This window comes from Humibacter sp. RRB41 (assembly GCF_022761015.1).
In the GTDB taxonomy this organism is placed as follows: Bacteria; Actinomycetota; Actinomycetes; order Actinomycetales; family Microbacteriaceae; genus Humibacter.
In genome coordinates this window covers 141,388-164,102 of sequence record NZ_JAKWJQ010000007.1, presented here as the reverse complement: position 1 = coordinate 164,102, position 22,715 = coordinate 141,388, and the positions used below count along the sequence as shown (strand labels likewise).

At 67.8% G+C, this 22,715-nt stretch carries 21 protein-coding genes and 1 tRNA gene; 8 read left to right on the top strand and 14 right to left on the bottom strand.

The genetic code is table 11. The features are described 5' to 3' along the window. Positions 1-67 precede the first annotated feature (67 nt). Positions 68-149 (bottom strand) — tRNA-Tyr (locus MJ603_RS16830). 92 nt (positions 150-241) lie between these two features. After that, positions 242-604 (bottom strand): LPXTG cell wall anchor domain-containing protein, encoded by a 363-nt coding sequence (locus tag MJ603_RS16825; protein WP_243064909.1) that lies wholly within the window; start codon positions 602-604, stop codon positions 242-244. A gap of 145 nt (positions 605-749) precedes the next feature. Between MJ603_RS16825 and MJ603_RS16820 the strand changes: the two genes are divergently transcribed. Together MJ603_RS16820 and MJ603_RS16815 are read left to right on the top strand one after the other, a co-directional pair. After that, on the top strand, positions 750-1,238 hold the full coding sequence (locus MJ603_RS16820; RefSeq protein ID WP_243064908.1) for a YajQ family cyclic di-GMP-binding protein: 489 nt from the start codon (positions 750-752) through the stop codon (positions 1,236-1,238). Between the two features lie 3 nt (positions 1,239-1,241). Next, entirely contained in the window at positions 1,242-2,132 is an 891-nt protein-coding gene (locus MJ603_RS16815; RefSeq protein ID WP_243064907.1) for a metal-dependent hydrolase, read from the top strand. Between the two features lie 22 nt (positions 2,133-2,154). Here the strand turns inward: MJ603_RS16815 and MJ603_RS16810 are convergent, their stop codons facing one another. The 4 genes from MJ603_RS16810 to MJ603_RS16795 form a co-directional block, all read right to left on the bottom strand. Then, the gene (locus MJ603_RS16810) at positions 2,155-3,135 is read right to left on the bottom strand and encodes an alpha/beta hydrolase (RefSeq protein ID WP_243064906.1); all 981 of its coding nucleotides are present in this window, start codon (positions 3,133-3,135) and stop codon (positions 2,155-2,157) included. 133 nt (positions 3,136-3,268) lie between these two features. Continuing rightward, a complete protein-coding gene (locus MJ603_RS16805; RefSeq protein WP_243064905.1) occupies positions 3,269-4,624 on the bottom strand; it encodes an FAD-dependent oxidoreductase in 1,356 nt (451 codons plus the stop codon). 84 nt (positions 4,625-4,708) lie between these two features. Continuing rightward, the gene (locus MJ603_RS16800; RefSeq protein ID WP_243064904.1) at positions 4,709-5,770 is read right to left on the bottom strand and encodes a polyprenyl synthetase family protein; all 1,062 of its coding nucleotides are present in this window, start codon (positions 5,768-5,770) and stop codon (positions 4,709-4,711) included. Beyond that, a complete protein-coding gene (locus MJ603_RS16795) occupies positions 5,770-6,519 on the bottom strand; it encodes a demethylmenaquinone methyltransferase (RefSeq protein WP_243064903.1) in 750 nt (249 codons plus the stop codon). The genes MJ603_RS16800 and MJ603_RS16795 overlap by 1 nt, the downstream gene beginning before the upstream one ends. Positions 6,520-6,678: 159 nt before the next feature. On the opposite strand from MJ603_RS16795, the gene MJ603_RS16790 reads away from it, so the two are divergent. Continuing rightward, positions 6,679-7,926 (top strand): isochorismate synthase MenF, encoded by a 1,248-nt coding sequence (locus tag MJ603_RS16790; RefSeq protein WP_243064902.1) that lies wholly within the window; start codon positions 6,679-6,681, stop codon positions 7,924-7,926. Positions 7,927-7,933: 7 nt separating this feature from the next. Here the strand turns inward: MJ603_RS16790 and menD are convergent, their stop codons facing one another. Together menD and MJ603_RS16780 are read right to left on the bottom strand one after the other, a co-directional pair. Next, the gene (gene menD, locus MJ603_RS16785; RefSeq protein ID WP_243064901.1) at positions 7,934-9,739 is read right to left on the bottom strand and encodes a 2-succinyl-5-enolpyruvyl-6-hydroxy-3-cyclohexene-1-carboxylic-acid synthase; all 1,806 of its coding nucleotides are present in this window, start codon (positions 9,737-9,739) and stop codon (positions 7,934-7,936) included. After that, on the bottom strand, positions 9,732-10,094 hold the full coding sequence (locus MJ603_RS16780; protein WP_243064900.1) for a PLD nuclease N-terminal domain-containing protein: 363 nt from the start codon (positions 10,092-10,094) through the stop codon (positions 9,732-9,734). The genes menD and MJ603_RS16780 overlap by 8 nt, the downstream gene beginning before the upstream one ends. Positions 10,095-10,213: 119 nt before the next feature. Between MJ603_RS16780 and MJ603_RS16775 the strand changes: the two genes are divergently transcribed. Further along, positions 10,214-10,516, top strand: a complete 303-nt coding sequence (locus tag MJ603_RS16775; RefSeq protein WP_243064899.1) for a DUF4229 domain-containing protein — start codon at positions 10,214-10,216, stop codon at positions 10,514-10,516. Positions 10,517-10,521: 5 nt separating this feature from the next. Here MJ603_RS16775 and MJ603_RS16770 read toward each other — a convergent pair whose 3' ends face one another. Together MJ603_RS16770 and MJ603_RS16765 are read right to left on the bottom strand one after the other, a co-directional pair. Next, entirely contained in the window at positions 10,522-11,490 is a 969-nt protein-coding gene (locus MJ603_RS16770; protein ID WP_243064898.1) for a 1,4-dihydroxy-2-naphthoate polyprenyltransferase, read from the bottom strand. A 27-nt stretch (positions 11,491-11,517) separates the two neighbouring features. Then, positions 11,518-12,732, bottom strand: a complete 1,215-nt coding sequence (locus tag MJ603_RS16765; RefSeq protein WP_243064897.1) for an AMP-binding protein — start codon at positions 12,730-12,732, stop codon at positions 11,518-11,520. A 98-nt stretch (positions 12,733-12,830) separates the two neighbouring features. On the opposite strand from MJ603_RS16765, the gene MJ603_RS16760 reads away from it, so the two are divergent. Then, entirely contained in the window at positions 12,831-13,715 is an 885-nt protein-coding gene (locus MJ603_RS16760) for a thioredoxin domain-containing protein (RefSeq protein WP_243064896.1), read from the top strand. Between the two features lie 63 nt (positions 13,716-13,778). Here MJ603_RS16760 and MJ603_RS16755 read toward each other — a convergent pair whose 3' ends face one another. Both MJ603_RS16755 and MJ603_RS16750 read right to left on the bottom strand, forming a co-directional pair. Then, positions 13,779-14,726: a 1,4-dihydroxy-2-naphthoyl-CoA synthase gene (locus MJ603_RS16755; protein ID WP_243064895.1), complete on the bottom strand. Its 948-nt coding sequence runs from the start codon at positions 14,724-14,726 to the stop codon at positions 13,779-13,781. Between the two features lie 37 nt (positions 14,727-14,763). Beyond that, positions 14,764-15,984 carry an amidohydrolase gene (locus MJ603_RS16750; protein WP_243064894.1) on the bottom strand — a complete coding sequence of 407 codons (1,221 nt, stop codon included), beginning with the start codon at positions 15,982-15,984 and terminating at the stop codon, positions 14,764-14,766. An 85-nt stretch (positions 15,985-16,069) separates the two neighbouring features. On the opposite strand from MJ603_RS16750, the gene MJ603_RS16745 reads away from it, so the two are divergent. The 3 genes from MJ603_RS16745 to MJ603_RS16735 all read left to right on the top strand — a co-directional run bounded on the left by MJ603_RS16745 (position 16,070) and on the right by MJ603_RS16735 (position 19,890). Continuing rightward, complete coding sequence (locus MJ603_RS16745; RefSeq protein WP_243064893.1) at positions 16,070-17,104, top strand: o-succinylbenzoate synthase; 1,035 nt, start codon at positions 16,070-16,072, stop codon at positions 17,102-17,104. A gap of 128 nt (positions 17,105-17,232) precedes the next feature. Beyond that, positions 17,233-18,498 (top strand): MFS transporter, encoded by a 1,266-nt coding sequence (locus MJ603_RS16740; RefSeq protein WP_243064892.1) that lies wholly within the window; start codon positions 17,233-17,235, stop codon positions 18,496-18,498. Between the two features lie 192 nt (positions 18,499-18,690). Next, on the top strand, positions 18,691-19,890 hold the full coding sequence (locus MJ603_RS16735; RefSeq protein WP_243064891.1) for a hypothetical protein: 1,200 nt from the start codon (positions 18,691-18,693) through the stop codon (positions 19,888-19,890). A gap of 10 nt (positions 19,891-19,900) precedes the next feature. Here the strand turns inward: MJ603_RS16735 and ccsB are convergent, their stop codons facing one another. Both ccsB and MJ603_RS16725 read right to left on the bottom strand, forming a co-directional pair. Continuing rightward, positions 19,901-20,971 carry a c-type cytochrome biogenesis protein CcsB gene (gene ccsB / locus MJ603_RS16730; protein ID WP_243064916.1) on the bottom strand — a complete coding sequence of 357 codons (1,071 nt, stop codon included), beginning with the start codon at positions 20,969-20,971 and terminating at the stop codon, positions 19,901-19,903. A 40-nt stretch (positions 20,972-21,011) separates the two neighbouring features. Then, the gene (locus MJ603_RS16725) at positions 21,012-22,706 is read right to left on the bottom strand and encodes a cytochrome c biogenesis protein ResB (RefSeq protein ID WP_374230953.1); all 1,695 of its coding nucleotides are present in this window, start codon (positions 22,704-22,706) and stop codon (positions 21,012-21,014) included. Between the last annotated feature and the right edge of the window lie 9 nt (positions 22,707-22,715).

Sequence of the window (22,715 nt, the reverse complement as noted above, 5' to 3'; positions counted from 1 at the left end):
CTCTCGCTCATGAACGTCTCCCATGTCGCGACTCAGATGTCACCTATGTCGCGACTCAAGACAGTTGTGGCGAGTGAGGGATTCGAACCCCCGAATGCTGAGCAGTCTGATTTACAGTCAGATCCCTTTGGCCGCTTGGGTAACTCGCCGAGGCGCTCCCGACCACATGTAATCACCTGACCGAACGCGCCTGATAAGAATACCCGGGTGCGGGCATCCCATGAAATCCGCGCGGTGCGGACTACTTCGAGGGGTCGTCGTTCTCGGTCGGCGGGTCGAACGGCGCGACCTCCGTCTCGGGGTTCTCCGCGGCCGCCGCCGCAGTCCCCGTCGCCGCAGCGGCGCCGGCTCCACCGATCTCAGCCGCCTCCTGGATGACTGTCTCATCGGATGCAGGCGCGTTCGCGTCCGGTGCGGGCAGCGTGCCACCGGCATCCGCCACCACTTCCGCCGCGTCTTCCACCTGGCGCTCGGCCCGCCTCGAGCGCACGACGCCGGCGATGACGAGTGCGATCACGCCGAGCAGCACGATGATGCCGGCCACGATCAGCCACGGGGTCACGTTGGATCCGGTCGCGGCGAGGCCGCCCAAGTCTTGGTTCACGCGGCAACTATAGGGCCGGCAGGCGTCGGCGTCACCAGCCCTGCCGCACGAGACGCGCGACCCGGAGCCAGCCTAGACTCGCAGGTGCGAGGGGAGCCGTCTGAAGACATCCGCTCGCACGCGTATGTGAAAGGGGCGACAAGCCATGGCAGATTCCTCGTTCGACGTCGTCAGCAAGGTCGACAAGATGGAGGCCGACAACGCTGTGAACCAGGCGCGCAAAGAGGTAGACCAGCGCTACGACTTCAAGAACATCGGGGCGTCGGTGGAATGGAGCGGCGAGAAGATCCTGCTCAAGGCCAACACCGAGGAGCGCGTCAAGGCGATTCTCGACGTGCTCGAGTCCAAGTTCATCAAGCGCGGAATCTCGCTGAAGAGCCTGGAAGTCGGAGACGCCTACCCCAGCGGCAAGGAGTTCCGTCTCGAGGTCAGCCTCAAGGAGGGCATCGACCAGGACGCCGGCAAGAAGATCAACAAGCTCATCCGCGACGAGGCGCCGAAAACGGTCAAGAGTCAGATCCAGGGCGACGAGGTGCGCGTCTCGTCGAAGAGCCGCGACGACCTGCAGGCCACGATCGCGCTGCTCAAGAAGGCCGACGTGGACCTCGACCTGCAGTTCGTGAACTTCCGCTGACGCATGCCGCTTCCCTCGACCGACACCGTCGTCCTGTATCCGCTCGGAGCTGAAAATCCCGAGTCGCTCACCGCATCAGCCGTCGTACTGCACGTTCAGCCGTACGGCGACGGTCGCGAGCTCGTGCTTCTTGATCGCACCCCGGCGCATCCCGTGGATGCCGCGTGGCCCGACCAGGGACCCGATCGCGGCACGATCCTCGCCGATGAACGAGAGCAACAACTCGTCGACGTGCTGTTGGGCGCCACCGACGGCACCAACCTGTTCGTCGGTGCGGATGTGCCCGTGCGACGCGGCACGGAGGGGTGGGCGTTCGTCGTCGTGCACGTGCTCGCCGAGCCGAGTCGTATCGCGGTCGGCGACGAGGTGACCGTCACGGTGGATGCCGCCCACCGGCGGGCGCTCTCCGTCGGCCACACCCTCTGCCACCTCGCCTCCCTCGCGTTGAACGCGGCCGTCGCCGACCGCTGGGGCAAGCCGGTGCGCGATGACGCACTCGGGCACCCGGACTTCGACCACGAGGCCATTCAGTCGTCGACGATCGTGCCGAACGGCTCTGTCGACGTGTTTCGGCTGAACAAGTCCCTGCGCCGCAAGGGGTTCGCGACGGACGGTCTCGATGGCGCGCTCGACGGCATCCGCGATGCCATCACGGCAACCCTGCGCGACTGGGTCGCGACGGATGCCCCAGTGCAGATCGAGCGCGAGGGCGAGGGCCTCAGCGACCCGCGTTTCTGGGTCTGCGGACTGCCAGACGGCACGGCGCGCATCGCGTGCGGCGGTACCCACGTGTCATCGCTCGCGGAGCTGAGCGCCGTGTCGGTCACGCTCGAGACCGGGGACGATGCAGGCACAGGGACACTGACGATGCGATGCAGCGCGGATCCGCACTGATCCTTCGAGGCAGCCGAAGCGCTCAGCGAAGCGCGTACGGCAGCCAGCGGGCGAGCGAGTCGTAGGCGTGCTGTCTAACGTCTTTCTGCGACAGCAGGATGTCGTGCAGCGCGCCATCGAAGCGCTCGATCGTGACGAGTGAGCCGAGGCGGGTCGACCGCTCGGCGATCTCGTTCACGTCGAGCACCACGTCGCTGTGGCGCATCGCCTCGCTCCAGGCAGCCGCGATCGCCGACCTCGCGGACAGCATCGTGTACGCCGGAATGTCGAGGCCGAGCCTGTTCGCAACCCGCTGATGCCCGGCGAACACGGCCGCCAACCAGGCCGGATGCAGTGCGAAGCCGCGCTCGGGCCGCCAGGCGAGGTCGTAGTCCCACTCGCCTTCCCGCGTCGCCGAAACGGAGCGGGTGTAGAAGCCGAGGTCGACCGCGGGCATCCTGCCTCGCGGCGACACCCTGGCGTGTGCGCCGATCAGCGGCTGCAGCACCTCACGGCCGAGCGGGCCGGTCTGGAACTCGAGCCACGGGCTGTTCAGAACGAGCGCGGATGCCACGCCCCTGTGCCGTGCCGCCCACAGGCTGAGCGTGAGCCCGCCCGTCGAGTGCCCCATCAGCACGAGTCTGCGACGAGACGGTGCTGCGGACTGCGTGGAGTGCCCCATTGCGGCGAGCGCCGCCGCGATGTCCTGGTCGTACGTGGTCAGGTCGGTGATGAAGCCAGGTGTCTGGCCCGGCCGCAGACTGCGCCCGTAACGACGAAGGTCGAGTGCGTAGAACCGGGCGCCCTGCCGCCACCAGAATTCCGCGAGCTCGCGCTGAAAGAAGTAGTCGGACCATCCGTGCACGTAGAGCACGTCGACACCACGCCCAACGGCCGGCAGGATGCGCGGGGCGCGGCGGTACCGCACCAACGTTGCGACGATCTCCTGATCGGACTCGCGTCCGAGCGGCAACGTGCGCTGCTCGAACGGGTGGCCGAGGACATCCGGCTCCCACTCCCCCATGGGGGCAGCCTACGTGGCGGCTCGACGCGGCCCGGGCGCCACGGGCCACTCGCCAAGCAACAGCGCCATGTGCGCACTATTGCGCCCGTTCGACTGGCGCGGTTAAGCGCAACTGGCGCTGTTGTCGAGCGGCTTAAGGATTCGAGATGCGCACCATCTCGTCGCGCGGCACGACCTTGATGCGCGCACGACCTTCGGCAGCGCCGAGGGCTTGCTCGTGGGCATCCAGATTGTGCCATCCCTCGAGGTCGGTGTACTCAACGCCACGGGAGCGCAGCAGTTCGACGACGGATTCCTCCGACGGCTCGGAGGGCGTCCACCAGTTGCCGAGGTCGTTGATGAGGTGCGACACCGTCTCCATCGCATCCGACTTGGTATGCCCGATGAGGCCGACCGGCCCGCGCTTGATCCAGCCGGTGGCGTAGACGCCGTAGAACTGCGTGTTGTCTTCGGTGTGCAGCGCCTGGCCCTCGTGATTCGGGATCACGCCGTGGTATTCGTCGAAAGGGATGCCCGGCAGAGGCGACCCGAAGTATCCGACCGCGCGGTACACGGCGCTCACCGGCACCTCGCGCAGCTCGCCGGTGCCGTGCACGCCGCCCTGCCCGTCGGGCGCCGTGCGCTCGTACCTGATGGCGGCCACCCGTCCGTTGCCGTCGTCGACGAACTCGACGGGCTTGGCGTAGAAGTGCAGGTGCAGCCGACGAGATGCCTGACCAATCTCTCGCTGCCGCCACTGCTGCAGCACCCGGTCGATCACGAGCACCTGCTTGTTGCCGGCGACGATCGCACGGTCGTGGTCGTCGTAGTCGAAGTCCTCGTCATAGAGGATCATGTCGACGTCGCGTAGCTCGCCGAGCTCGCGCAACTCGAGGGGCGTGAACTTCACCGAGGTCGGGCCACGGCGTCCGAACACGTGAACGTCGGTGACGGGAGACTGCTTCAGCACGCTGTAGACGTTGTCGGGAATCTCGGTGGGGAGCAGGTCGTCGGCGTGCTTCGCGAGCACGCGCGCGACATCCAGTGCCACGTTGCCGTTGCCGATCACGGCGACTGACTCGTCGTGCAACGGCCAGGTGCGCGGGTAGTCGGGATGCCCGTCGTACCAGCTCACGAATTCGGCTGCTCCGTACGACCCGTCGAGCTCGATGCCCGGAATGGCGAGCGACGAGTCGCGCACCGCGCCGGTCGCGAAGATGACGGCGCTGTAGTGCTGCTTGAGGTCGTCGAGCGTGATGTCCGTGCCGTAGTTCACGTTGCCGAAGATGCGGATGTCGCCGCGGTCGAGCACGTCGCGCAGTGCGGTGATGATGCCCTTGATGCGCGGGTGATCCGGCGCGACGCCGTAGCGCACCAGGCCGTACGGCGCAGGAAGCTGCTCGAACAGATCGATGGAGACGTCGAACTCGCGCTCGGCTTTGAGCAAGATGTCCGCCGAGTAGATGCCGGCAGGCCCGGCTCCGACGATGGCCAGGCGGAGCTTGGTCATGAAGTCTTCCCTTTCGTCGCAGCCTTGCTGCTTGTCTGCGTGCAGTGCGCTACTGACGTGCATGGCGGCATCCGGTGCGCGCGGTCAGCTGGAACGCTCGACGATGGTATCGGCGAACCGGGTGAGAGCCCGCTTGACTGGCCCATCGGGCAATGGCGCGATGGCCTCGACGGCCTCGCGGGCCCAACGGTACGCCTCGTCGAGCGTCTCCTGCGTGACGGGATGCGCTCGCAACTGTGCCACAGCGTCGCTCACGTCGACGTCGTCAGGAGCTCCGAGCACTTCGGTCTCGAGCCGTTCGAGCAGAGCGGATGCCGCCTGGTCGCTCGCCGCTCGTGCGCGCAGCTTGAGCAGGGGCAGCGTCGCGACACCGGCGCGGAGGTCCGTGCCGGGCGTCTTGCCCGTCTCTTCGCCCTCGGCAGAGAGGTCGATGACGTCGTCCACGAGCTGGAAGCCGACGCCGACCTTCTCGCCGAACTCCATGACGGGACGGATGTACTCCTGCGGCGCTCCCGAGAACATCACACCCATCTGCGCGGAGGCGGCGACGAGCGAGCCGGTCTTGTCGGAGAGCACGCTGATGTAGTGGGCGACCGGATCGTCGCCCTCGTTCGGGCCGATGGTCTCGTGCAGTTGGCCGAGGCAGAGTCGCTCGAACGTGTCTGCCTGCAGCCTGATGGCACCTTCGCCGAGGCTGGCGACCAACTGACTCGCCCTGGCGAACAGCAGGTCGCCGGTGAGCACGGCGACGGAGTTTCCCCACACGTGCTGCGCGCTCGGAACCCCCCGCCGGGTGAGCGCCTCGTCCATCACGTCGTCGTGGTAGAGCGACGCGAGGTGGGTGATCTCCACGGCCTGTGCCGCGGTGATCACCTCGGGCGTCGCACCTTCGCCGAGCTGTGCGGTGAGGAGCGTGAGCATGGGGCGCACACGCTTGCCGCCGGCGTTCAGGAGATAGCGCGCCGTGACATCCGCCACCTCGTCCGCGTAGCGCACCTGCTCGCGCAGGCCGCCTTCGACCAGATCGAGGCCCGCGTCGATGCGCTTGGCGAACTGCTTGTCGTCGCTCGACGCGAAGAGCCGCTCCGTGAAGCCGATCTGGCTCGACAGGGTGTTCCCGCGACGTGCGAGAGGCAGCGATGGCACTACTGGTCACCCTTCGTTGCTGCGCCCCGGCCGGGGGCCGCAGTGGGATCCGGCACGAAGCCGCGGTGCAGTGCGACGATTCCGGCCGTGAGGTTGCGGTACGCGACGCGCTCGAAACCGACGCCGCTAATCAGATGTGCGAGCGACTGCTGGTCCGGCCAGTCGCGGATCGACTCCATGAGATAGGAGTACGCGGACGGGTTCGACGACGCGAGTCGGGCGAAGATCGGCATGCCGTACGTGAGATAGGCGTGGTAGGCGGAGCGGAGCACGGATGCCGGCGGCCGCGAGAACTCGCACACCACGAGCCGGCCCCCCGGCTTCGTCACCCGGAAGAACTCCGCCAGCGCGGCGGCTGGGTCCACGATGTTGCGCAGTCCGAACGAGATGGTGACGGCGTCGAAGCTGTCGTCGTCGAACGGGAGCTGCGTGGCATCCGCCTGCACGAATTCGACGTTCGTGTTGCCTGCCTGCCGCTGTCTGCCGACGGCGATCATGCCGGGCGAGAAGTCGGCGGCGACGACGCGCGCACCCGAGCGGGCGAGCGAGGCGCTCGAGGTGCCGGTGCCCGCCGCGACATCGAGGATGAGTTGGCCAGGACGCGGATCGACCGCGCGAGTCGTCGCGATGCGCCAGAGCGTCGCGTTGCCGACGGACAACACCGTGTTCGTGCGGTCGTAGTGGTACGAGACCTCATCGAACATTGCGGCGACGTCCGACGGCTGCTTGCTCAGGTCGGCCCTACTCACCCGATCAAGCTTAGTTCGGCTGGCCGAGCGGTGGCTTCACCACCGATTCGGCCTGGTCCCGAAGCACTCCCCGTCGAGTCTGAAGCGGGTCGAGCCACGCGACCCAGGTGCTCCACGGCCCTGAGCACCCGCCCAGGGCCGTGGACGTACGCTAGTGCCGTGACCGTAACCGCGACCCGAGTACAGGCGTTGACGGTCGAGACCACCCAGCTCGACGACGTCCGACACATCCTCCCCTTCACCGACGCGCATGCCCCTCTCGTGTGGCTGCGCAAGGGCGAGGGCATCGCCGGCGCGGGCGAGGCGCTTCGGCTGGAGTTCCACGGCGCGGACCGCATCGCGCAGGCATCCGCCGCCTGGAAGCAGCTCGCAGCGGCCTGCACGGTGACCGACCCGGTACGGATGCCCGGCAGCGGCCTCGTCGCCTTCGGAACGTTCGCGTTCGACGACGAGAGTGCCGCGACGAGCGTGCTCATCGTGCCTCGGATCGTCATCGGCCGCAGGGGCGGGACGGCGTGGATCACGCGCATCAGGCACACGGACGAGCAGGTCATGCCGACCGTGCCGCACGCCCAGCCGTTCGGCGCCGAATACCGTCTCACCATGCTCCCCGGCGCGCTCACCCGCGAGGCGTACAAGCGCGCTGTCGTCGCCGCCACCGAGCGCATCCGCGATGGGGAGCTTGAGAAGGTCGTGCTCGCGCGCGACCTGCGTGCCCACCTCCCCATCGAATCCGACGTGCGCCGTGCGCTCGTCGAGCTCGCACTGGGCTATCCCGACTGCTGGACGTATGCCGTCGACGGCATGCTGGGTTCCAGCCCCGAGACACTGGTGCGAGTGCACGGCGGAACACTCGACGCACGGGTGCTGGCCGGCACGAGCGCGCGCGGCCGTGACGCGGCATCCGATCACGACTCGGCCGACGACTTGCTGCGCAGCTCCAAGGACCTTCACGAGCATGCCGTGGCCGTGCGCAGCGTGGTCGACGCGCTGGCGCCGCACACCTCGACGCTCGAGGCCAGCAGCCAGCCGTTCCCGCTGAAGCTGCCGAACCTGTGGCACCTCGCGACGGATGTCTCAGGCACGCTGAGCGACGGATCCGGCTCGCTCGACCTCGTCGCGGCACTGCACCCGACGGCTGCCGTCGCCGGAACGCCGACGGACGTCGCCCTGCGGGTCATCCATGAACTGGAGCCGTTCGACCGTGAGCGCTACGCCGGCCCCGTCGGCTGGATCGGAGCGAACGGCGACGGAGAGTGGGCGATCGCCTTGCGTGGCGCTCAGGTGAAGGCGTCGGGAGACATCACCGCGTATGCCGGGTGCGGAATCATGGGCGACTCCGTTCCGGAGCGCGAGCTCGCGGAGACGAGCATGAAGTTCCGGCCAATCACCGAGGCGTTCGGGTAGTAGCTCGTCAGTGCGTCAACGGCACGTGAACGATGCTCGTTCCGCGCGGCGGAGCCGACAGCGCCTGGTCAAGCTCGCCGCGCGTCGTCACGCGGCGGTAGCTCCAACCATAGGCCTCGGCCAGTCGCGGCCATTCGACCTGTTGCGGCGTCGTCAGAACGCGGCGCATCGCCTCGGGCGGCGCCGTCGTCGCCACCTCGAGCGAGTCGAAGATCGTGCCTCCGTCGTCGTCTCCGACCACGACCTGAACGGTCGGACGGCGCTCGCCATCGCCGAACAGCAACGCCCCGACGTCGTGCAACAGCGCCAGGTCGCCGAGCAGCACGCGGGTCGTGCCGTGCGGGGCATCCGTGTCGGGGCGCTGCGAGGCGAGGCCGATGCCGATCGCCGTCGAGATGGTGCCGTCGATGCCTGCCAGCCCGCGGTTGGCGTGCACGCTGATGCGCTTGCCTGGCACGGCGGCATCCAGCTCGCGGATCAGGCGTGATGCTCCCAGCACCAGGCGGTCATGCGGCCAGGTGAAGCGCCAGAGTGCCTCGGCGAGCATGCGCCGAGTGACAGGGGCACGTACGGCCGCGAACTCCGCCTTGGCGAAGGCCAGTCGTTGCTGCGGCGAGTGGGACCTCCCCGCCTCAACGTCGGGTGAGACCTCGTCTGCCGAGACATCGGCCCTGTCGTCGAGCAGAGCGCGGCTCGCGAACACCCAGCGACCCACCCAGGCGCGGGCCTCTCTGTCGCGCGGATCTGAGTCGCGCACCTCGACGGACGCCACCGCCTTCGCGGATCGCGCCGGGTCGTAGACCTCTTCGCCGACAGGGGCGACGACGATCACCTCGACGCCGTCGCGCGAGAGCAGGGCGGGAATCTCGCGGCTCAACGTGGGGTGCCCGAACACGATCGCGCGCTCCACCGCACCGCCGAACTCCGCATCGTTCAGCAGTTCGCGGTAGGCGACCACGAGGTTGGGTCCGAACCGGGAGCCGCTCGAGGCCTCGGCGATCAGCGGCCAGCCGCCGGTGCGTGCGAGTTCTTCGGCGGCCGGTCCAGCGGCGTGGCCCGCGATGACGACCGTGTGGATGCCCGGCTCGAGCACGAGGTGCGCGCGGCCCAGCGGTGCCGGAGGGGTGGCATCCGTCTCGTCATCCAACGTCGTCTCCGTCACGAGCGCCGCAGGGCCCGCCACGTCGGTGAGGTCGGGAACGGCGACGGAGAGCGGCTCGCGAAAGGCGAGATTCAGGTGAACCGGGCCCGCGTCGTCGAGGGCTGCGGACCAGGCCTGGGCGGCGAGCCGGGCGTAAGCATCCGTCTCGTCGTCGGCGCCGGTCGGAGCATCGACGTCGAGTGCTCGTCGCACCGCTGCGCCGTACATGCCGGCCTGCACCGTCGTCTGGTTCGAGCGGATGCCCCGCAGCTGCACCGGCCGATCCGCCGTGAGCACGATCATCGGCACGTTCGAGTGGTGTGCTTCGAGGACGGCGGGCAGCAGGTTGGCCGTTGCGGTGCCGCTCGTGGTGATGACGGCGGCGGGACGACCGCCCTCGACGGCCAGTCCGAGGGCGAGAAAGCCGCCGACCCGTTCGTCGACACGCACGTGCAGCTCGACGGCGCCGACGCGTTCGAGTTCGGCTGCGACCAGCGCGAGCGCCTGCGAGCGTGAGCCCGGGCTGAGCACGATGTGCTTCAGTCCGCGACGTACGAGTTCAACGAGCAGTGCGAGGGATGCGTCGGTGGCCGGGTTGCCGGTGGCCGGCAGGCTGGAGGGCGTGCTGACGCTCTCGGTGCCGGAGTCGCCGCGATGTGCCGGCTCAGGCATCCCGTCTGCCGTCGGTGTCGCCTGACTTCTTCTTGGGTGTGTCGTCGAGGTCGGAGAGCTCGCGCTCGAGGCGACGGATGCGTTCCTGCTGTTGACGATCGCGTTCGAGGTTGCGGAGGAAGTCGGGGTCGTCATCGGGAGCGACAGTGCGCGGTCCGGCTTGCCTGTCGCGACGCGGGCGACCGATGGCGAACCACAGGATGGCACCGATCAACGGGAAGACGATGACGATCGGAACCCACGCCGCTTTCGGCAGTCCGCGAACGCGGTCTCGTTCCGCCAACGCGCAGTCCACGATCGAATAGATGTAGAGCAGCGCGGCAACGACCCCGATGACGAGCCACACGCGAACCATGAGGCCATGCTAACCCGCGAGGCCCTTCGCCGTCCGTCCACGGCGAACCTCACAGGAGGCTCACTCGCACGGGCCGCAGCCCTGATCTGATGCACAGCGCGCGTACCTACACTTGAAGGGTGAAACGCATTCCGGGCTGGCTCACGTACACGGTGTTGCGGCTGCTCTTCGTTGCCGTGCCTCTGGCGGTGCTCCTGCTGGTTCTGCCCGGCGAGTACTGGATCTTCTCCGCCGCGGCGGCCGTGATCATCGGGCTGTGCCTGTCGTTCCTCTTTCTGCGCAAGCCTCGTCAGGCCGTCGCCGATCAGCTCGCCGCAGCGCGCAAGCGGGAGCGCACCGAGGCGAAGCCGACGGTCGACGACGAGGTCGAGGATGCCGCGGTCGACGCGGCGAACGAGCGGAGCCGTCGCGCGGCCGAGTAGGCGATCTACAGCGGCGACCAGGCGAGGGCGGCGGCGAGGAACGCTGCGTATGCCAAGGCGCTGATCGACGTGAGTTGCAGGGAGATGATCAGCTCTCTCGGCGTGCGTGCGAAGAGGGCGATGATCACGGCGGGAACGGCGGCGATCAGTGTGAAGAAGCCGAGCCATCCGAGCGTGTAGATCAGGCTGATCAGCGCCAGGATGAGGAACGGCACGAGCACGAAGATCGCGAAGAGCACCCGCGACCAGGCGCGACCGATCAGCACGGAGAGCGTGCGTTTTCCGGCCTCTTCGTCGACGGCGATGTCGCGCAGGTTGTTCACGACGAGCACGGCGCACGCGAAGAGTCCGACGGCGACGGCTCCGAACCACGCGACCTGGGAGACGTTGAGCACCTGCACGTACATCGTGCCAGCTGTGGCGACGAGGCCGAAGAAGACGAAGACGAAGATCTCGCCGAGCCCGTAATAGCCGTACGGATGCTTGCCGCCGGTGTAGAACCACGCAGCGGCGATGGCTGCGGCACCGACGATCAACAGCCACCACTGCTGCGACGCGACGACCAGCAGAAGGCCGGCGAGCGCGGCGAGGCCGAAGAAGACGAGCGCGACGGCCAACACGACGCGCGGCTTCGCTTTGCCCGATCCGGTCAGCCGGCTCGGGCCGATCCGGTAGGCATCGGTGCCACGGATGCCGTCCGAGTAGTCGTTGGCGTAGTTCACGCCGATCTGCAGGCACAGGGCCACCACGAGGCAGAGGATGGCGCGGATCCAGTGGAAGACGCCCGGATCGCTAGCGTCGACGGCGGCACCTGTGCCGACCAGCACGGGTGCGATGGCCAGCGGAAGGGTGCGCAGGCGTGCGCCTCCCACCCAGTCCCCGAAGCGTGCGGGAGCGACGGCACCTGGTCGTCCGGCCGGATGTCCGCCCTTGCGCTTCGACTTGGGCTTCGGCTTCCTACGCGTGCTGCTCATCACAAGGGGGCATCATATCGACGCACGTTAGGTCGCGTCTCTTGTGCTGTTATCTGAGACACCCTTTTCGATGGTGTTCTGCGATGCGACCAGTCGCGCGAGGGCGACGCGATCCGGTTTGCCGGAGGCGAGTAGCGGCATCCGCTCGACGGACACGATGCCGGTCGGCGCCGCCGCGTTGCCGAGCTCGGATTGCACCGCTGCTCGCAGGTGCGCAAGCGAGAGTGGCGGCTCGCCTTCGACGATCACGATCGGCACCTGGCCCCACTCGTCGCTGGCCGTGGCCACGACGACCGCGTCGCTCAGCCCTCGCTGCCTGCGAACGGATGCCTGCACCGCATCGAGCGACACCTTCTCGCCTCCCGAGATGATGACGTTGTCGGCGCGGCCCGTGACCTGCACCCGACCGTCGTCGTCCACCGTGCCGAGATCGCCGGTGCGATACCAGCGCACGCCGTCTGCCGTATGGAACGAGGCATCCGTACGGTCACGGTCGATGGAGCCTTCGTCGTCGAGGTAACCCTCGGCGAGCACCGGGCCGGCGAGTTCGAGGCGGCCGTCGGCCACGTGGGCATGCACGGGGCCGATCGGCATGCCGTCGTAGACGCATCCGCCACCGGTCTCGCTGGATCCGTAGGTGCGCACGATGCGCAGGCCGGCGTCGAGAGCACGTTCGCGAAGCTCGGGCTGCAGCGCCTGACCGCCGATGAGGATGGCGTGGAAGCGGCGGAGCACGTCGAGCGCAAAGCCGCCCGGCCTGGCGACCTCGAGCAGACGCGCGAGTTGCACCGGTACCAGTGATGTGAAGCTCTGATCGGAGTCGAGAGTCGCGGCGGCGGTGCAGAAGGCGAGCGGGTCGAAGTGTCCGGGCGGCAGGATGACCGGTTCGGTGCCCGCTGCGATGGAGCGGACGAGCACGTTCGCGCCGGCGATGTAGTGGGCGGGAAGGGCGAGAAGCCACCTGGCGACGCCGGGCTCCTGACCGCCGACCGCGCCCGCGGATGCCGCGGCGCTCGCCAGCAGTGCGTCAGCGCTCAGCGCCACTCGTTTCGGAGTGCCGGTTGAGCCGGAAGTCTCGACGACGAGCGCAACGCTCTGCGGCGCAGTGCCAGATCGTTCGGATGGCTCTCGTCCGGCCTGTCGTGGCAGCACCGCAGGTCCATCTCCTGTCAATGCGTCGCGGAGCGCGCGATACACGGCGTGCGGGTCGTCCGCATCGATGGCGACCAGCTGGCGACTCACGTCTCAACGCTATCGCCGCGACGCCGACGGTTGAACTCGGCCCCGCCGTTCGCCTCACTAGGACGGCAGCCGACGCCCTAACGCCTAACCTTGAGCGCGTGACGAACAGCTCCTCGGCCAAGAAGGCCCGTCGGAACGCAGCACGCGAGCACGCTCGCCTGATGCGGGAGGAGGCCGCGAAGAAGGCGAGGCGGAGAAGGTTCATCCTGCAGGGTTCGATCGGGGCCGGCATTCTCGTCGTGCTGCTTGTCATCGTTCTCGTGGTCATCCAGGTCGCGAAGCCGCCGCAGACGGCGGGGCCGCAGAACATGCTCAGCGACGGCATCCTGCTGACGAGCACGACGAGCTATGTTCCGACGGCAGCGATTCCGAACGGCGGCTCGCCGACGCCCACGAAACAGGCGGACGACGGCAAGGCGCACATCACCCTGTACGAGGACCTGCAGTGCCCCGTCTGCCAACAGTTCGAGGAGGCGAACGACCCTCAGATCAGCGGCTGGCTGAATGCTGGAACGGCGACGGTCGAGATTCACCCCGTGTCGATTCTCGATCGGCTTTCCAGCGGGAACAGATACTCGTCACGTGCCGCCAACGCGATGGCCTGCGTCGCGCAGTACGACCCGAAGGACTTCTGGGCCGTCAACTCGGCGTTCTACGGCGACCAGCCGAAGGAAGGCAGCAATGGTCGCTCGAATACGCAGCTGTTGGCGACCATGAAGTCGGCCGGCGCCGACGGCGCCCATGTCTCTGCGTGCGTGAACGACGAGACATTCAAGGGTTGGGTGACAGCCGCGACGAACCGGATCACGCCACCGGGGACGACGTTCCCGAATTCGAAGGTCACGGTTCCTGCGACCGGCTTCGGAACCCCGACCATCATCGTCAACGGCAAGGCCTACACGCCTCCGAGCACCAACCTCGGCTACGCCGACACCGCCGCGTTCGCCACGTTCGTGAAGGGTTTGGCGCCGAAGGTCCGCTGAGAGACAGCCACTCAGTGCGGCCGGCCGGCACAGCGGCTCGGTGCGGCCAGCCAGCACGGCCAGTCAGTACTGCCAGGGGAAGGACGACCAGTCGGGGTCCCGCTTCTCGAGGAAGGCATCCCGCCCCTCGACCGCTTCGTCGGTGCCGTAGGCGAGCCGCGTCGCCTCGCCGGCGAACACCTGCTGGCCCACCATGCCGTCGTCGACGGCGTTGAACGCGAACTTGAGCATCCGGATGGCGGTCGGCGACTTGCCAAGAATGGTGCGCGCCCATTCGATTGCCGTCGATTCCAACTCGCCGTGCGGCACGACCGCGTTCACCGCGCCCATCTCGTACGCCCGCTGCGCCGAGTACTCCTGGGCGAGGAAGAACACCTCACGCGCGAACTTCTGCCCGATCTGCCTGGCGAAGTAGGCACTGCCGTAACCGCCATCGAAGGAGCCGACGTCGGCATCCGTCTGCTTGAACCTGCCGTGCTCGGCGCTGGCGATCGTGAGATCGCACACCACGTGCAGGGAGTGCCCACCGCCGGCGGCCCAGCCGGGCACGACGGCGATCACGACCTTCGGCATGAACCGGATGAGCCGCTGCACCTCGAGGATGTGCAGGCGGCCGACGGCACCGTGGCTGCCCACCTTGTCAGCCGTTCCTCCCGCGCCGTCGACGACGGCCGTCTCGGAATCGGAGTACTTGTACCCGTCGCGTCCGCGGATGCGCTGGTCCCCGCCCGAGCAGAACGCCCAGCCGCCGTCCTTGGGACTCGGACCGTTCCCGGTCAGCAGCACGACGCCGATCCGCGGGTTCTGGCGCGCGTCGTCGAGCGCGGTGTAGAGCTCGTCGACGGTGTGCGGGCGAAACGCGTTGCGCACCTCCGGCCGGTTGAACGCGACCCTGGCGATGCGCCCGTCGTTCGAGTGGTGGTACGTGATGTCGGTGAACGCCTCGCCCATCGGAGCGAGTGTCCACACGCTCGGATCGAACAGCTCGGATACCTGCACGCGCTCGCTCATGCCCTCAAGCCTAGGAGCGAGACTTCGCAGGCGGGTGTCAGGCGGCCGATAGCCACTCGCGGGCGGCGGTCACCAGGGCCTGCACACCCACCTCGAGGGTCGGGTGCGGCAGGGGCGCGAAGTGCGGCGAGTGGTTCGACGGGATGTCGGCATCCGTCGTCCCGTTCACCAGTCCGCTCGTGAAGCGCGCCGGATCCTCGCCGCCGAGCAGCCAGTAGACGATCGGCACGCCGACCGCCGTCGCGAGGGCGCCGACGTCTTCGCTGCCGGTGACACGGCCAGGGTCGATCACTCGTGCCTCACCGAACGCAGCGACGAAGGCACCGATCGTGCGGGCCGTCGCCTCCTCGTCGTTGTACAGCACGGGGAACGAGTCGGTGAGCTCGACATCCGGCGCCCTGGTCGCCCCGGATGCCGCCGCCTCGGCCTCGGCGATGCGCGTGATCGCGGACACGACGCGGTCACGTACTCCCGTGTCGTACGTGCGGATGTTGATGCCGAGCGTCGCATCCGGCGGGATGATGTTGACCTTGGTACCGGCGTGCAGCGTGCCGACCGACACCACGGCCGTCTCCCCGCCGGCGATCTCGCGCGACACGATCGTCTGCAGCCGCATGACCGTCGCTGCGGCCATCACGATCGGATCGATCGTCGCTTCAGGGCGCGACCCGTGGCCGCCTTCGCCGTGCAGCGTGATCCGCACGTCGTCCGTGGCGGCGAACGCGGGTCCGGCGTGCACGCCCACGACTCCGGCGGGCGCCGGCGCGACGTGCTGGCCGAGCACGATGTCGGGCTTCGGCACTCGGTCGTAGAGGCCGTCGGCGATCATCTCGAGCGCCCCGGAGCCCAGCTCCTCCGCCGGCTGGAACAGGAACACCATTGTGCCGTTCCACTCCGGTTGCGAGGCCGCCAACACCTCGGCCGCGCCCAGCAGGCAGGTCACGTGCACGTCGTGTCCGCACGCGTGCATCACCGGCACGTCAGCGCCGTCGGGGTCGGTGGCGCGCTGCGTGCTCGCGTAGTCGAGGCCGGTCTCCTCCTCGACGGGGAGGGCATCCATGTCGGCGCGCAGCAGTACCGTCGGGCCATCTCCGTTGCGCAGAACGCCGACGACGCCGGTGCGTCCGATGCCCTCGATCACCTCGATACCCAGTTCTCTGAGACCGTCGGCTGCGATCTTCGCGGTGCGATGCTCCTGGAACGACAGCTCAGGATGCCTGTGCAGGTCTTTGTAAACGGCTTCCAGGTCCAGTGTCATCGGTTCCTCCTCGAGACGATGCGCGTTCGGGCGCGAGAACCAGCCTCACACACGTCGGCTGTGCTGGCGGTGCCAGACTGTGAAGATGCCTGAGCCGCACGCCGCAGTGCCCGCCGCCATGCCGGCGGCCGACCTTCCGCCGCTGGAAGACCTGCTCGCGGAGGCGCACGTCGTCGCGCTGCCGATGGTCACGAAGTTTCGCGGCATCACCGTTCGCGAGGCGTTCCTGACCCGCGGTCCAAGAGGCTGGACGGAGTTCTCGCCGTTCGTGGAGTACGGCGACCGGGAGGCATCCGCGTGGCTCGCGGCCGCGCTCGACTTCGGCTGGGGCGATGACCCCGAGCCGGTGCGTGACAGCGTTCGCGTGAACGCGACGGTGCCGTCCGTGGCGGCCGGCGACGTGGCATCCGTGCTGGCGAGGTTCCCGGGCTGCCGTACAGCGAAGGTGAAGGTCGCCGAGCCTGGACAGCAGCTGGCGGACGACATCGCCCGTGTGGCCGCCGTGCGCGAGGTGCTCGGGCCCGAGGGCCGCATCCGCGTGGACGCGAACGGCCTCTGGAACGTCGACGAGGCGGAGCACGCCATCCACGCACTCGCCGCCTGCGACCTCGAGTACGTCGAGCAGCCGTGCGCGACCGTCGACGAGCTGGCCGACGTGCGGCGGCGCGTGAAGTACATGGGCATCCCGATCGCGGCGGACGAGAGCGTGCGCAAGGCAGCAGACCCGCTCGCGGTGGCGCGGGCCGGAGCAGCTGACGTGCTGATCGTGAAGGCGCAGCCGCTCGGAGGCATCCGTTCGGCGCTCGAGATCATCTCGCTCGCCGGGCTGCCCATCGTGGTGTCGAGCGCGATCGACACGTCGGTGGGGCTCGCCATGGGGGCGATGCTGGCGGCATCCGTGCCGAGACTCGACTTCGACTGCGGGCTCGGCACAGCAGCACTTCTGGCTGCGGATGTCACGCGCGAGCCGCTCACGCCCGTCGACGGCGCCATCCCCGTGCGTCGCGTCGAGGCCGACGAGACGCTGCTGGCCGAACACGCAGCGGATGCCGATCGACGCGCCTGGTGGATGGCCCGCGTCGAGCGCTGCTACCGCGTGCTCGCAGAGTCGGCCGCCTGAGCTCGTTCGTCACACGGCTGCTGTCCCTTCGGGAATGCGCGTCGGTGGTGTGTGGTTGCCTCAAGCTCACGGCAACGGCGCCGCCGATGAAGGGCGGGCGTCGACTCGTCCTGTGAAAGGGCGAGCGCATGACGGCGACAGAGCAGCAAGTCGATACGACGATGCCATCGGCACCCGGCCGCGCTCCGCTCGCATTCTGGACGGCGGGCGCCGTGATCGTCGTCGCACTCTGGGCGAGCGGCTCCCCCGCCATGGTGTACCCGCTCTACGAGCGCATCTGGAGTCTGCCTCCCGCCGTGACCACGTCTGTCTTCGCCGTGTACCCGCTCGTGTTGATCGTCGTGCTGCTGCTCTTCGGCGATCTGTCGGACCACATCGGGCGCCGCACGGCGATTCTGCTCGGGCTGGCCTCGATCTTCATCGGCGTGCTCGTCTTCGCCCTTGCGCCGAACGTGGAGTGGCTCTTCGTCGGCCGGGTCTTCCAGGGACTCGGTGTCGGCCTTTCGCTCAGCCCAGCCGGCGCAGCGCTCGTCGAACTCGATCGCACCGGCAAGCGGGCGAGCACGGTCAACACGGTCGCGATCGCCATCGGCCTGACACTCGCCACGGTCGTGGGAGGCGCGCTCGTGCAGTACGGTCCCGCGCCGCGAGCGCTGACGTTCTGGGTGCTGCTCGGCGTCGTCGTTCTGGTGGCGGTCGCCGCGGTCTTCCTGCCGCGCCATGTACGCGACACCAGCCTGCCGGCGTGGCGCCCGCGGCCCATCCGCGTGCCGCGGGCGATTCGAGGCATCCTGGCCACCGCGGCACTTGCGATCACGCTCAGCTTCGCCGTCGGCTCGGTGTTCATCTCGCTCGGCGCCCAGATCGTGAAGGACGTGCTGCACACCGACAACGCCCTGACCGCCGGAATCGTTCTCGCCATCGGCTCCGCCGTGAGCGGCGTGGTGTCGATCAGTCTTCGACGGATGCCTCCCCGCACCTCGACCATCGTGGGCGGCGTGCTCGGAGGCCTGACGGTCATCGCCCTCGTCGGCAGCGCTTACACCTCCTCGCTCCCGCTTTTCATCGCAGCATCGCTGATCTTCGGCGGCGCGAGCGGTCTGCTGTTCCTCGGCGGACTCGGCCTGATCGCCGCGAACGCAGCCCCTCACCACAGGGCGGGCACGCTCTCGATGGTCTACCTGTTCGCGTACATCGGCCAGGTGGTGACGTCGGTCGGCCTCGGAGTGCTCGCCACCGAGCTCGGCATCAGCGCAGGCCTCGACCTGGTCGGGCCCGTGCTGTTACTGCTCGCGTTCGCGACGATCGCCGTCGCTGTGCTCGCTGGGCGGCCGAAGGCATCCGTCACCGAGTGCATGACGTCGGCGACGCGCCCTACTGCCGTTGTGGAGTAAGGAAAGCGGAGGGCTCGACCCATCGACTCGCTGTGCTCGCTCAGGGAGCTGGGGGTGAAACTAGTACTTCTACTCGATCGCGCAGCGGAATGGGATCGAAAGGTCTCCCTCCACAAGTCGGTCCCACCGAGTTTCTGCACGTCGACGACCGCTGTGCCCACAAGGCGCATTCCCGATCGCTAGCGTCGCCACATGTTCGACGATTTCTGGGAAGACAGCCCTCTTGATCGCATGATGCGGGTGCACGTAACCGATCCTGGCGATCCGACATTCTCACGAACGTTCGACCTGCCACAGGATGCTCCGTCCTCCTGGTTGCACTCGGCGTTCAACCTCTCGATGGGGTGCGATTCATACGACCAAGACTCCCCCTGGCATCTCGCTCTCGACTCGGATGACGACCCGGGTTCGGGAGACGGCGATCGATTCTCCGACTACGGAACGCCTCGCGGCGAAGAGACATCCGGCATCTCAGACAGGTACGTGATTCGCCGGCTGGGCTCCCGACGCGCCGTCGTCGGGGAGCCATGGGTGACGATGATCAACAATCCCGAGAGCCCACTGAAGTCGTCGACGCGAGGTGACTGGCAAAGCAGGCTGGCACCCTTTCGTGCCGACCACGTGCAGCACGAACTGGAGCTGGCATACGGATACGTCCCCACGCCGGCCAAGCGCGCGAGCATGCTCGGCGACGACATCCGGAGCGGATCGCCACTGGTGGGGCTGCTGGAGGCGTTGCCCGCCAGCAGCCGCCTGAGGCTGCGCGCTCATCTCGAGGACGCAGCCCTCCTTCAACAACCGCGATTCGATGACGCAACGATGGCGTCGCTCGCCGTCGGATTTCGGCGGCTCGTCGAACGTCTCGGATCGAACGGGGTGGAGCAGGCCGACGATGGGTGGCTCGACGACGCCACCCTCGGTGACCTCGAGGCCGAGCTCGAGTGGCAGCTGGTCACCCCAGACATGGTGAGCCCTGGACGGCGACTCGGCGATCTCACTCGCAGGCTGGGCTACGCACGACGCTTTCGTGGAAGGGTAATCGCCACCGCGCGAGGATATTCCATCGCGAGCCGTTCGCGCGACGTCGTGGCTGACCTGAAACGTGAGTTGAGGCCGCCATCGGACGGGTATTCGCACTCGGCTTCATCGACACTGGCGCTGCTGGCTATCGCCGATGGAAGCGCGTCCGACGTCTCGAGGCTCGAACAGGTCGTGGTGCTCGGTGCCGAACAACTCGGGCCGATCGAGCGACCGTACGCCCCGGATCGAACGGACATGGTCTCCCAGACCATCGACCCGATCATGTCCGTGCTGGCCCCGCTCGGCGGAGTCGGCGCTTACGGACATTTCTCCCCGGCAGTACGTCGACTGGCGCATGCCTCGCTGTTCTGAGGCAAGGCTTCTACGAGGTCAGGCCGCTGTAGGAGTGCAGGCCGTGGAAGAACACGTTCACGACACCGAAGTTGAACATCACGGCCGAGAAGCCGACGAGGGCCAACCACGCCGACCGGGTGCCGCGCCATCCGCGAGTCGCTCTCGCGTGGATGTAGCCCGCGTAGATGACCCAGATGATGAACGTCCAGACCTCTTTGGTGTCCCAGCTCCAGTAGACGCCCCAGGCCTTCGAGGCCCAGATCGCACCGGCGATCAAGGTGAAGGTCCAGCAGATGAAGCCGACGATGTTGACCCGGTACGCCAGGTTCTCCAGCGTGCCCGACGTCGGCAGGGTTGCGAGGAACCTGAACTGGGTCGGCTTGTCCTGCGCGACCTGGCTCTCACGCCGCACCTGCAGCAGCTGCGCCACCGACAGAGCGAAGCCCAGCGCGAAGAACGCTGTACCGAGGATGGCCACCAGAATGTGGATGACCAGCCAGTACGACTGCAGCGCCGGCGGCAACGGCACGACGGGCACGTAGTACTTCGTCGTGGCGACCATCAGCAGTACACAGACCAGGCCCATCACGAACGTGCCGAGGTAGCGCACGTCGAAGCGCAGGTTGGCGAGCAGGAAGATGCCGACGATGACGAGTGTGCCCGTCATCGAGAACTCCCACATGTTGGCCCACGGCACGCGCCCCGCGTCGACCCCGCGGAAGACGTCGGCAAGCAGATGCACCGACCATCCGACGATGGTGAGCACCATTGCCACGCGCAGGCTCGTCGACGTGACGTTGTCGCCGTGCACGTCGTCTTCGACACGGGAGCTCAGACGCGAGATGGCACCGAGTCTGCCGGCACCGTCACCTGAATCGGATGCCTCGCCGCCTTCTCGCGTGACCGTCGCGGTCGTCGTGGCCACGGCATCCGCTCGCACGGCTCCCGCTTCGACGAAGACGACGTCTTCTGCATCGGCGGAACGACGTGAGACGGCACTGGGAACGGACGCCGGAATCGTGGCCCGCGCACTGCGCCGCGCCAGATCGAGTGCGAACGCGACGAACGCGGCCGCATAGAGGGCCATGGCCACATACATGAAGATCAGCGAGAGTGTTTCGAGCACGATGTGATGAATCCTACGTCGTCGAATCGTTTGCGGAATCGGTGGACCGCCCGGTCAACCGGGCGATGTGTTTGTCGGAGAAGGATGCCACGGCATCCGCCAACCGCGGATCCTCGCCTCGAGCGAGTCCCGCGTATTCCAGCCGAAGCGAGCCGTCGGCTTCGGTCACTGCCTTCACCCACAGCCTGCGCCTCGGCACGAACAGCGACGTGAGCAGGCCGCCCAGCACCAGGATCGCGAACAACAGCACCCAGCCCTGTGTCGGATCGTGATGGATGTCGAGGCTCGCGAACCGCTTCACGCCGTCGAATGTGACCGACCCGAGTCCGTTCGGCAACTGCGCGGTCTCACCCGGTTTGAGTTCGAGCCCCTTGGTCTTGACGCCGGGACCCGCGATCTCTTTCAGTTTGTCGATGTCGAGCGTGTACACCGAAACCGGAACGCCCTTGTCGAGGCCGAGGTCTCCGGAGTACACCGACAGGTCGATGACCGGATTGCGCGTGTCGGGGAACGTGGACGCGAGTGCACCCGTCGATTGCTTTTTCGCGGTCGGATAGAAGAGCCCGATGATGCCGAGCTGCTTCTTCAGCCCATCCGGCACCTTGATGACCCCCTGCGACGTCATGTTCTCGTCCTGCGACGGGAACGGCGTCGCCTCGTGGAAGACCACCTTGCCGCTCGGATCGCGCACCGTGAGCACCGGGGCGTAGCCGTTGCCGAGCAGATAGACGCTCGTGCTCCCGATGCCGAGTGGGTCGTTGACCTTGATGGTCTGCTTGCTCGTCTCGCCGTCCTTCGTCGTCGTGACGTGGGCGGTGTAGTCGCTCGGGGCGCCGATCGCGTTCACGTTGTTCGTCACGTAGCTGACGTCGAGCCCGTTGAGCGTGAGCGAGTACGGCTTCAGCGAGCTGGTGTCGACGAAGCGTCCTGGGTTGAACGAGTCGTAGTTGACGAGCGTGTTCACGAACGTCTGGCCGTCCACCACGATGCGCTGGCCGGTGTACCCGAAACCGCCGCCGACGCCGACCGCGACGAGGATGCCGACGAGCGCCGCGTGGAACACGATGTTGCCGGTCTCGCGCAGGTATCCGCGCTCGGCGGAGACCGAGGCATCCCGCGCGTTCTCGAACACGACTGTGCGATAGCCGGATGCCTTCAGCAGCTTCTGCGCCGACGCGACGGCCGCGGAGCGCGCGGCGCCGGCATCCACCGACGAGCCGTCCGCCGTGGCGCCCTGCAGCACCCGCACGCGGAAGCCGGCCATGCGCTGAAGCCTCGCCGGAGTGCGGGGCGGCGCGGCGCGCATCGCTTCCAGATGGTGCTTGATGCGCGGCACCACGCAGCCGACGAGCGAGATGAACAACAGCAGGTAGATGGCCGAGAACCACACCGACGTGTAGGTGTCGAAGACCTGCAGCTTGTCGAGGATCGGGTACAGCGTCGGGTGCGACTGCTGATACTGCACTACGCCGTTCGGATCGCTGGTGTGCTGTGGCACCAGTGATCCGGGCACCGCGGCCACCGCGAGCAGCAGCAGCAGGAAGAGTGCGGTGCGCATGCTGGTGAGCTGTCGCCAGATCCAGCGCAGCCAGCCGACGAAGCCGAGCTTCGGCTGGCTGAGCTCGCCGGCATCCGCACCGGGTTCGGCGGTGTCGACGTGACCGTCGGGGCGTGCGTCGATGCGAGCAGACTTCTGCTCTTCCTTCACCGTGGCCGT

Bases quoted from the DNA above. Each gene is read 5' to 3' on its own strand.
- menD (WP_243064901.1), bottom strand. From the start codon at position 9,739: ATGCCTGAGCCGGCACATCGCGGCGACTCCGGCACCGAGAGCGTCAGC.
- MJ603_RS16740 (WP_243064892.1), top strand. From the start codon at position 17,233: ATGACGGCGACAGAGCAGCAAGTCGATACGACGATGCCATCGGCACCC.
- MJ603_RS16755 (WP_243064895.1), bottom strand. From the start codon at position 14,726: ATGAGCGAGCGCGTGCAGGTATCCGAGCTGTTCGATCCGAGCGTGTGG.
- MJ603_RS16780 (WP_243064900.1), bottom strand. From the start codon at position 10,094: ATGGTTCGCGTGTGGCTCGTCATCGGGGTCGTTGCCGCGCTGCTCTAC.
- MJ603_RS16810 (WP_243064906.1), bottom strand. From the start codon at position 3,135: ATGGGGGAGTGGGAGCCGGATGTCCTCGGCCACCCGTTCGAGCAGCGC.
- MJ603_RS16750 (WP_243064894.1), bottom strand. From the start codon at position 15,984: ATGACACTGGACCTGGAAGCCGTTTACAAAGACCTGCACAGGCATCCT.
- MJ603_RS16820 (WP_243064908.1), top strand. From the start codon at position 750: ATGGCAGATTCCTCGTTCGACGTCGTCAGCAAGGTCGACAAGATGGAG.
- MJ603_RS16735 (WP_243064891.1), top strand. From the start codon at position 18,691: ATGTTCGACGATTTCTGGGAAGACAGCCCTCTTGATCGCATGATGCGG.
- ccsB (WP_243064916.1), bottom strand. From the start codon at position 20,971: ATGTATGTGGCCATGGCCCTCTATGCGGCCGCGTTCGTCGCGTTCGCA.
- MJ603_RS16805 (WP_243064905.1), bottom strand. From the start codon at position 4,624: ATGACCAAGCTCCGCCTGGCCATCGTCGGAGCCGGGCCTGCCGGCATC.
- MJ603_RS16745 (WP_243064893.1), top strand. From the start codon at position 16,070: ATGCCTGAGCCGCACGCCGCAGTGCCCGCCGCCATGCCGGCGGCCGAC.
- MJ603_RS16815 (WP_243064907.1), top strand. From the start codon at position 1,242: ATGCCGCTTCCCTCGACCGACACCGTCGTCCTGTATCCGCTCGGAGCT.
- MJ603_RS16770 (WP_243064898.1), bottom strand. From the start codon at position 11,490: ATGAGCAGCACGCGTAGGAAGCCGAAGCCCAAGTCGAAGCGCAAGGGC.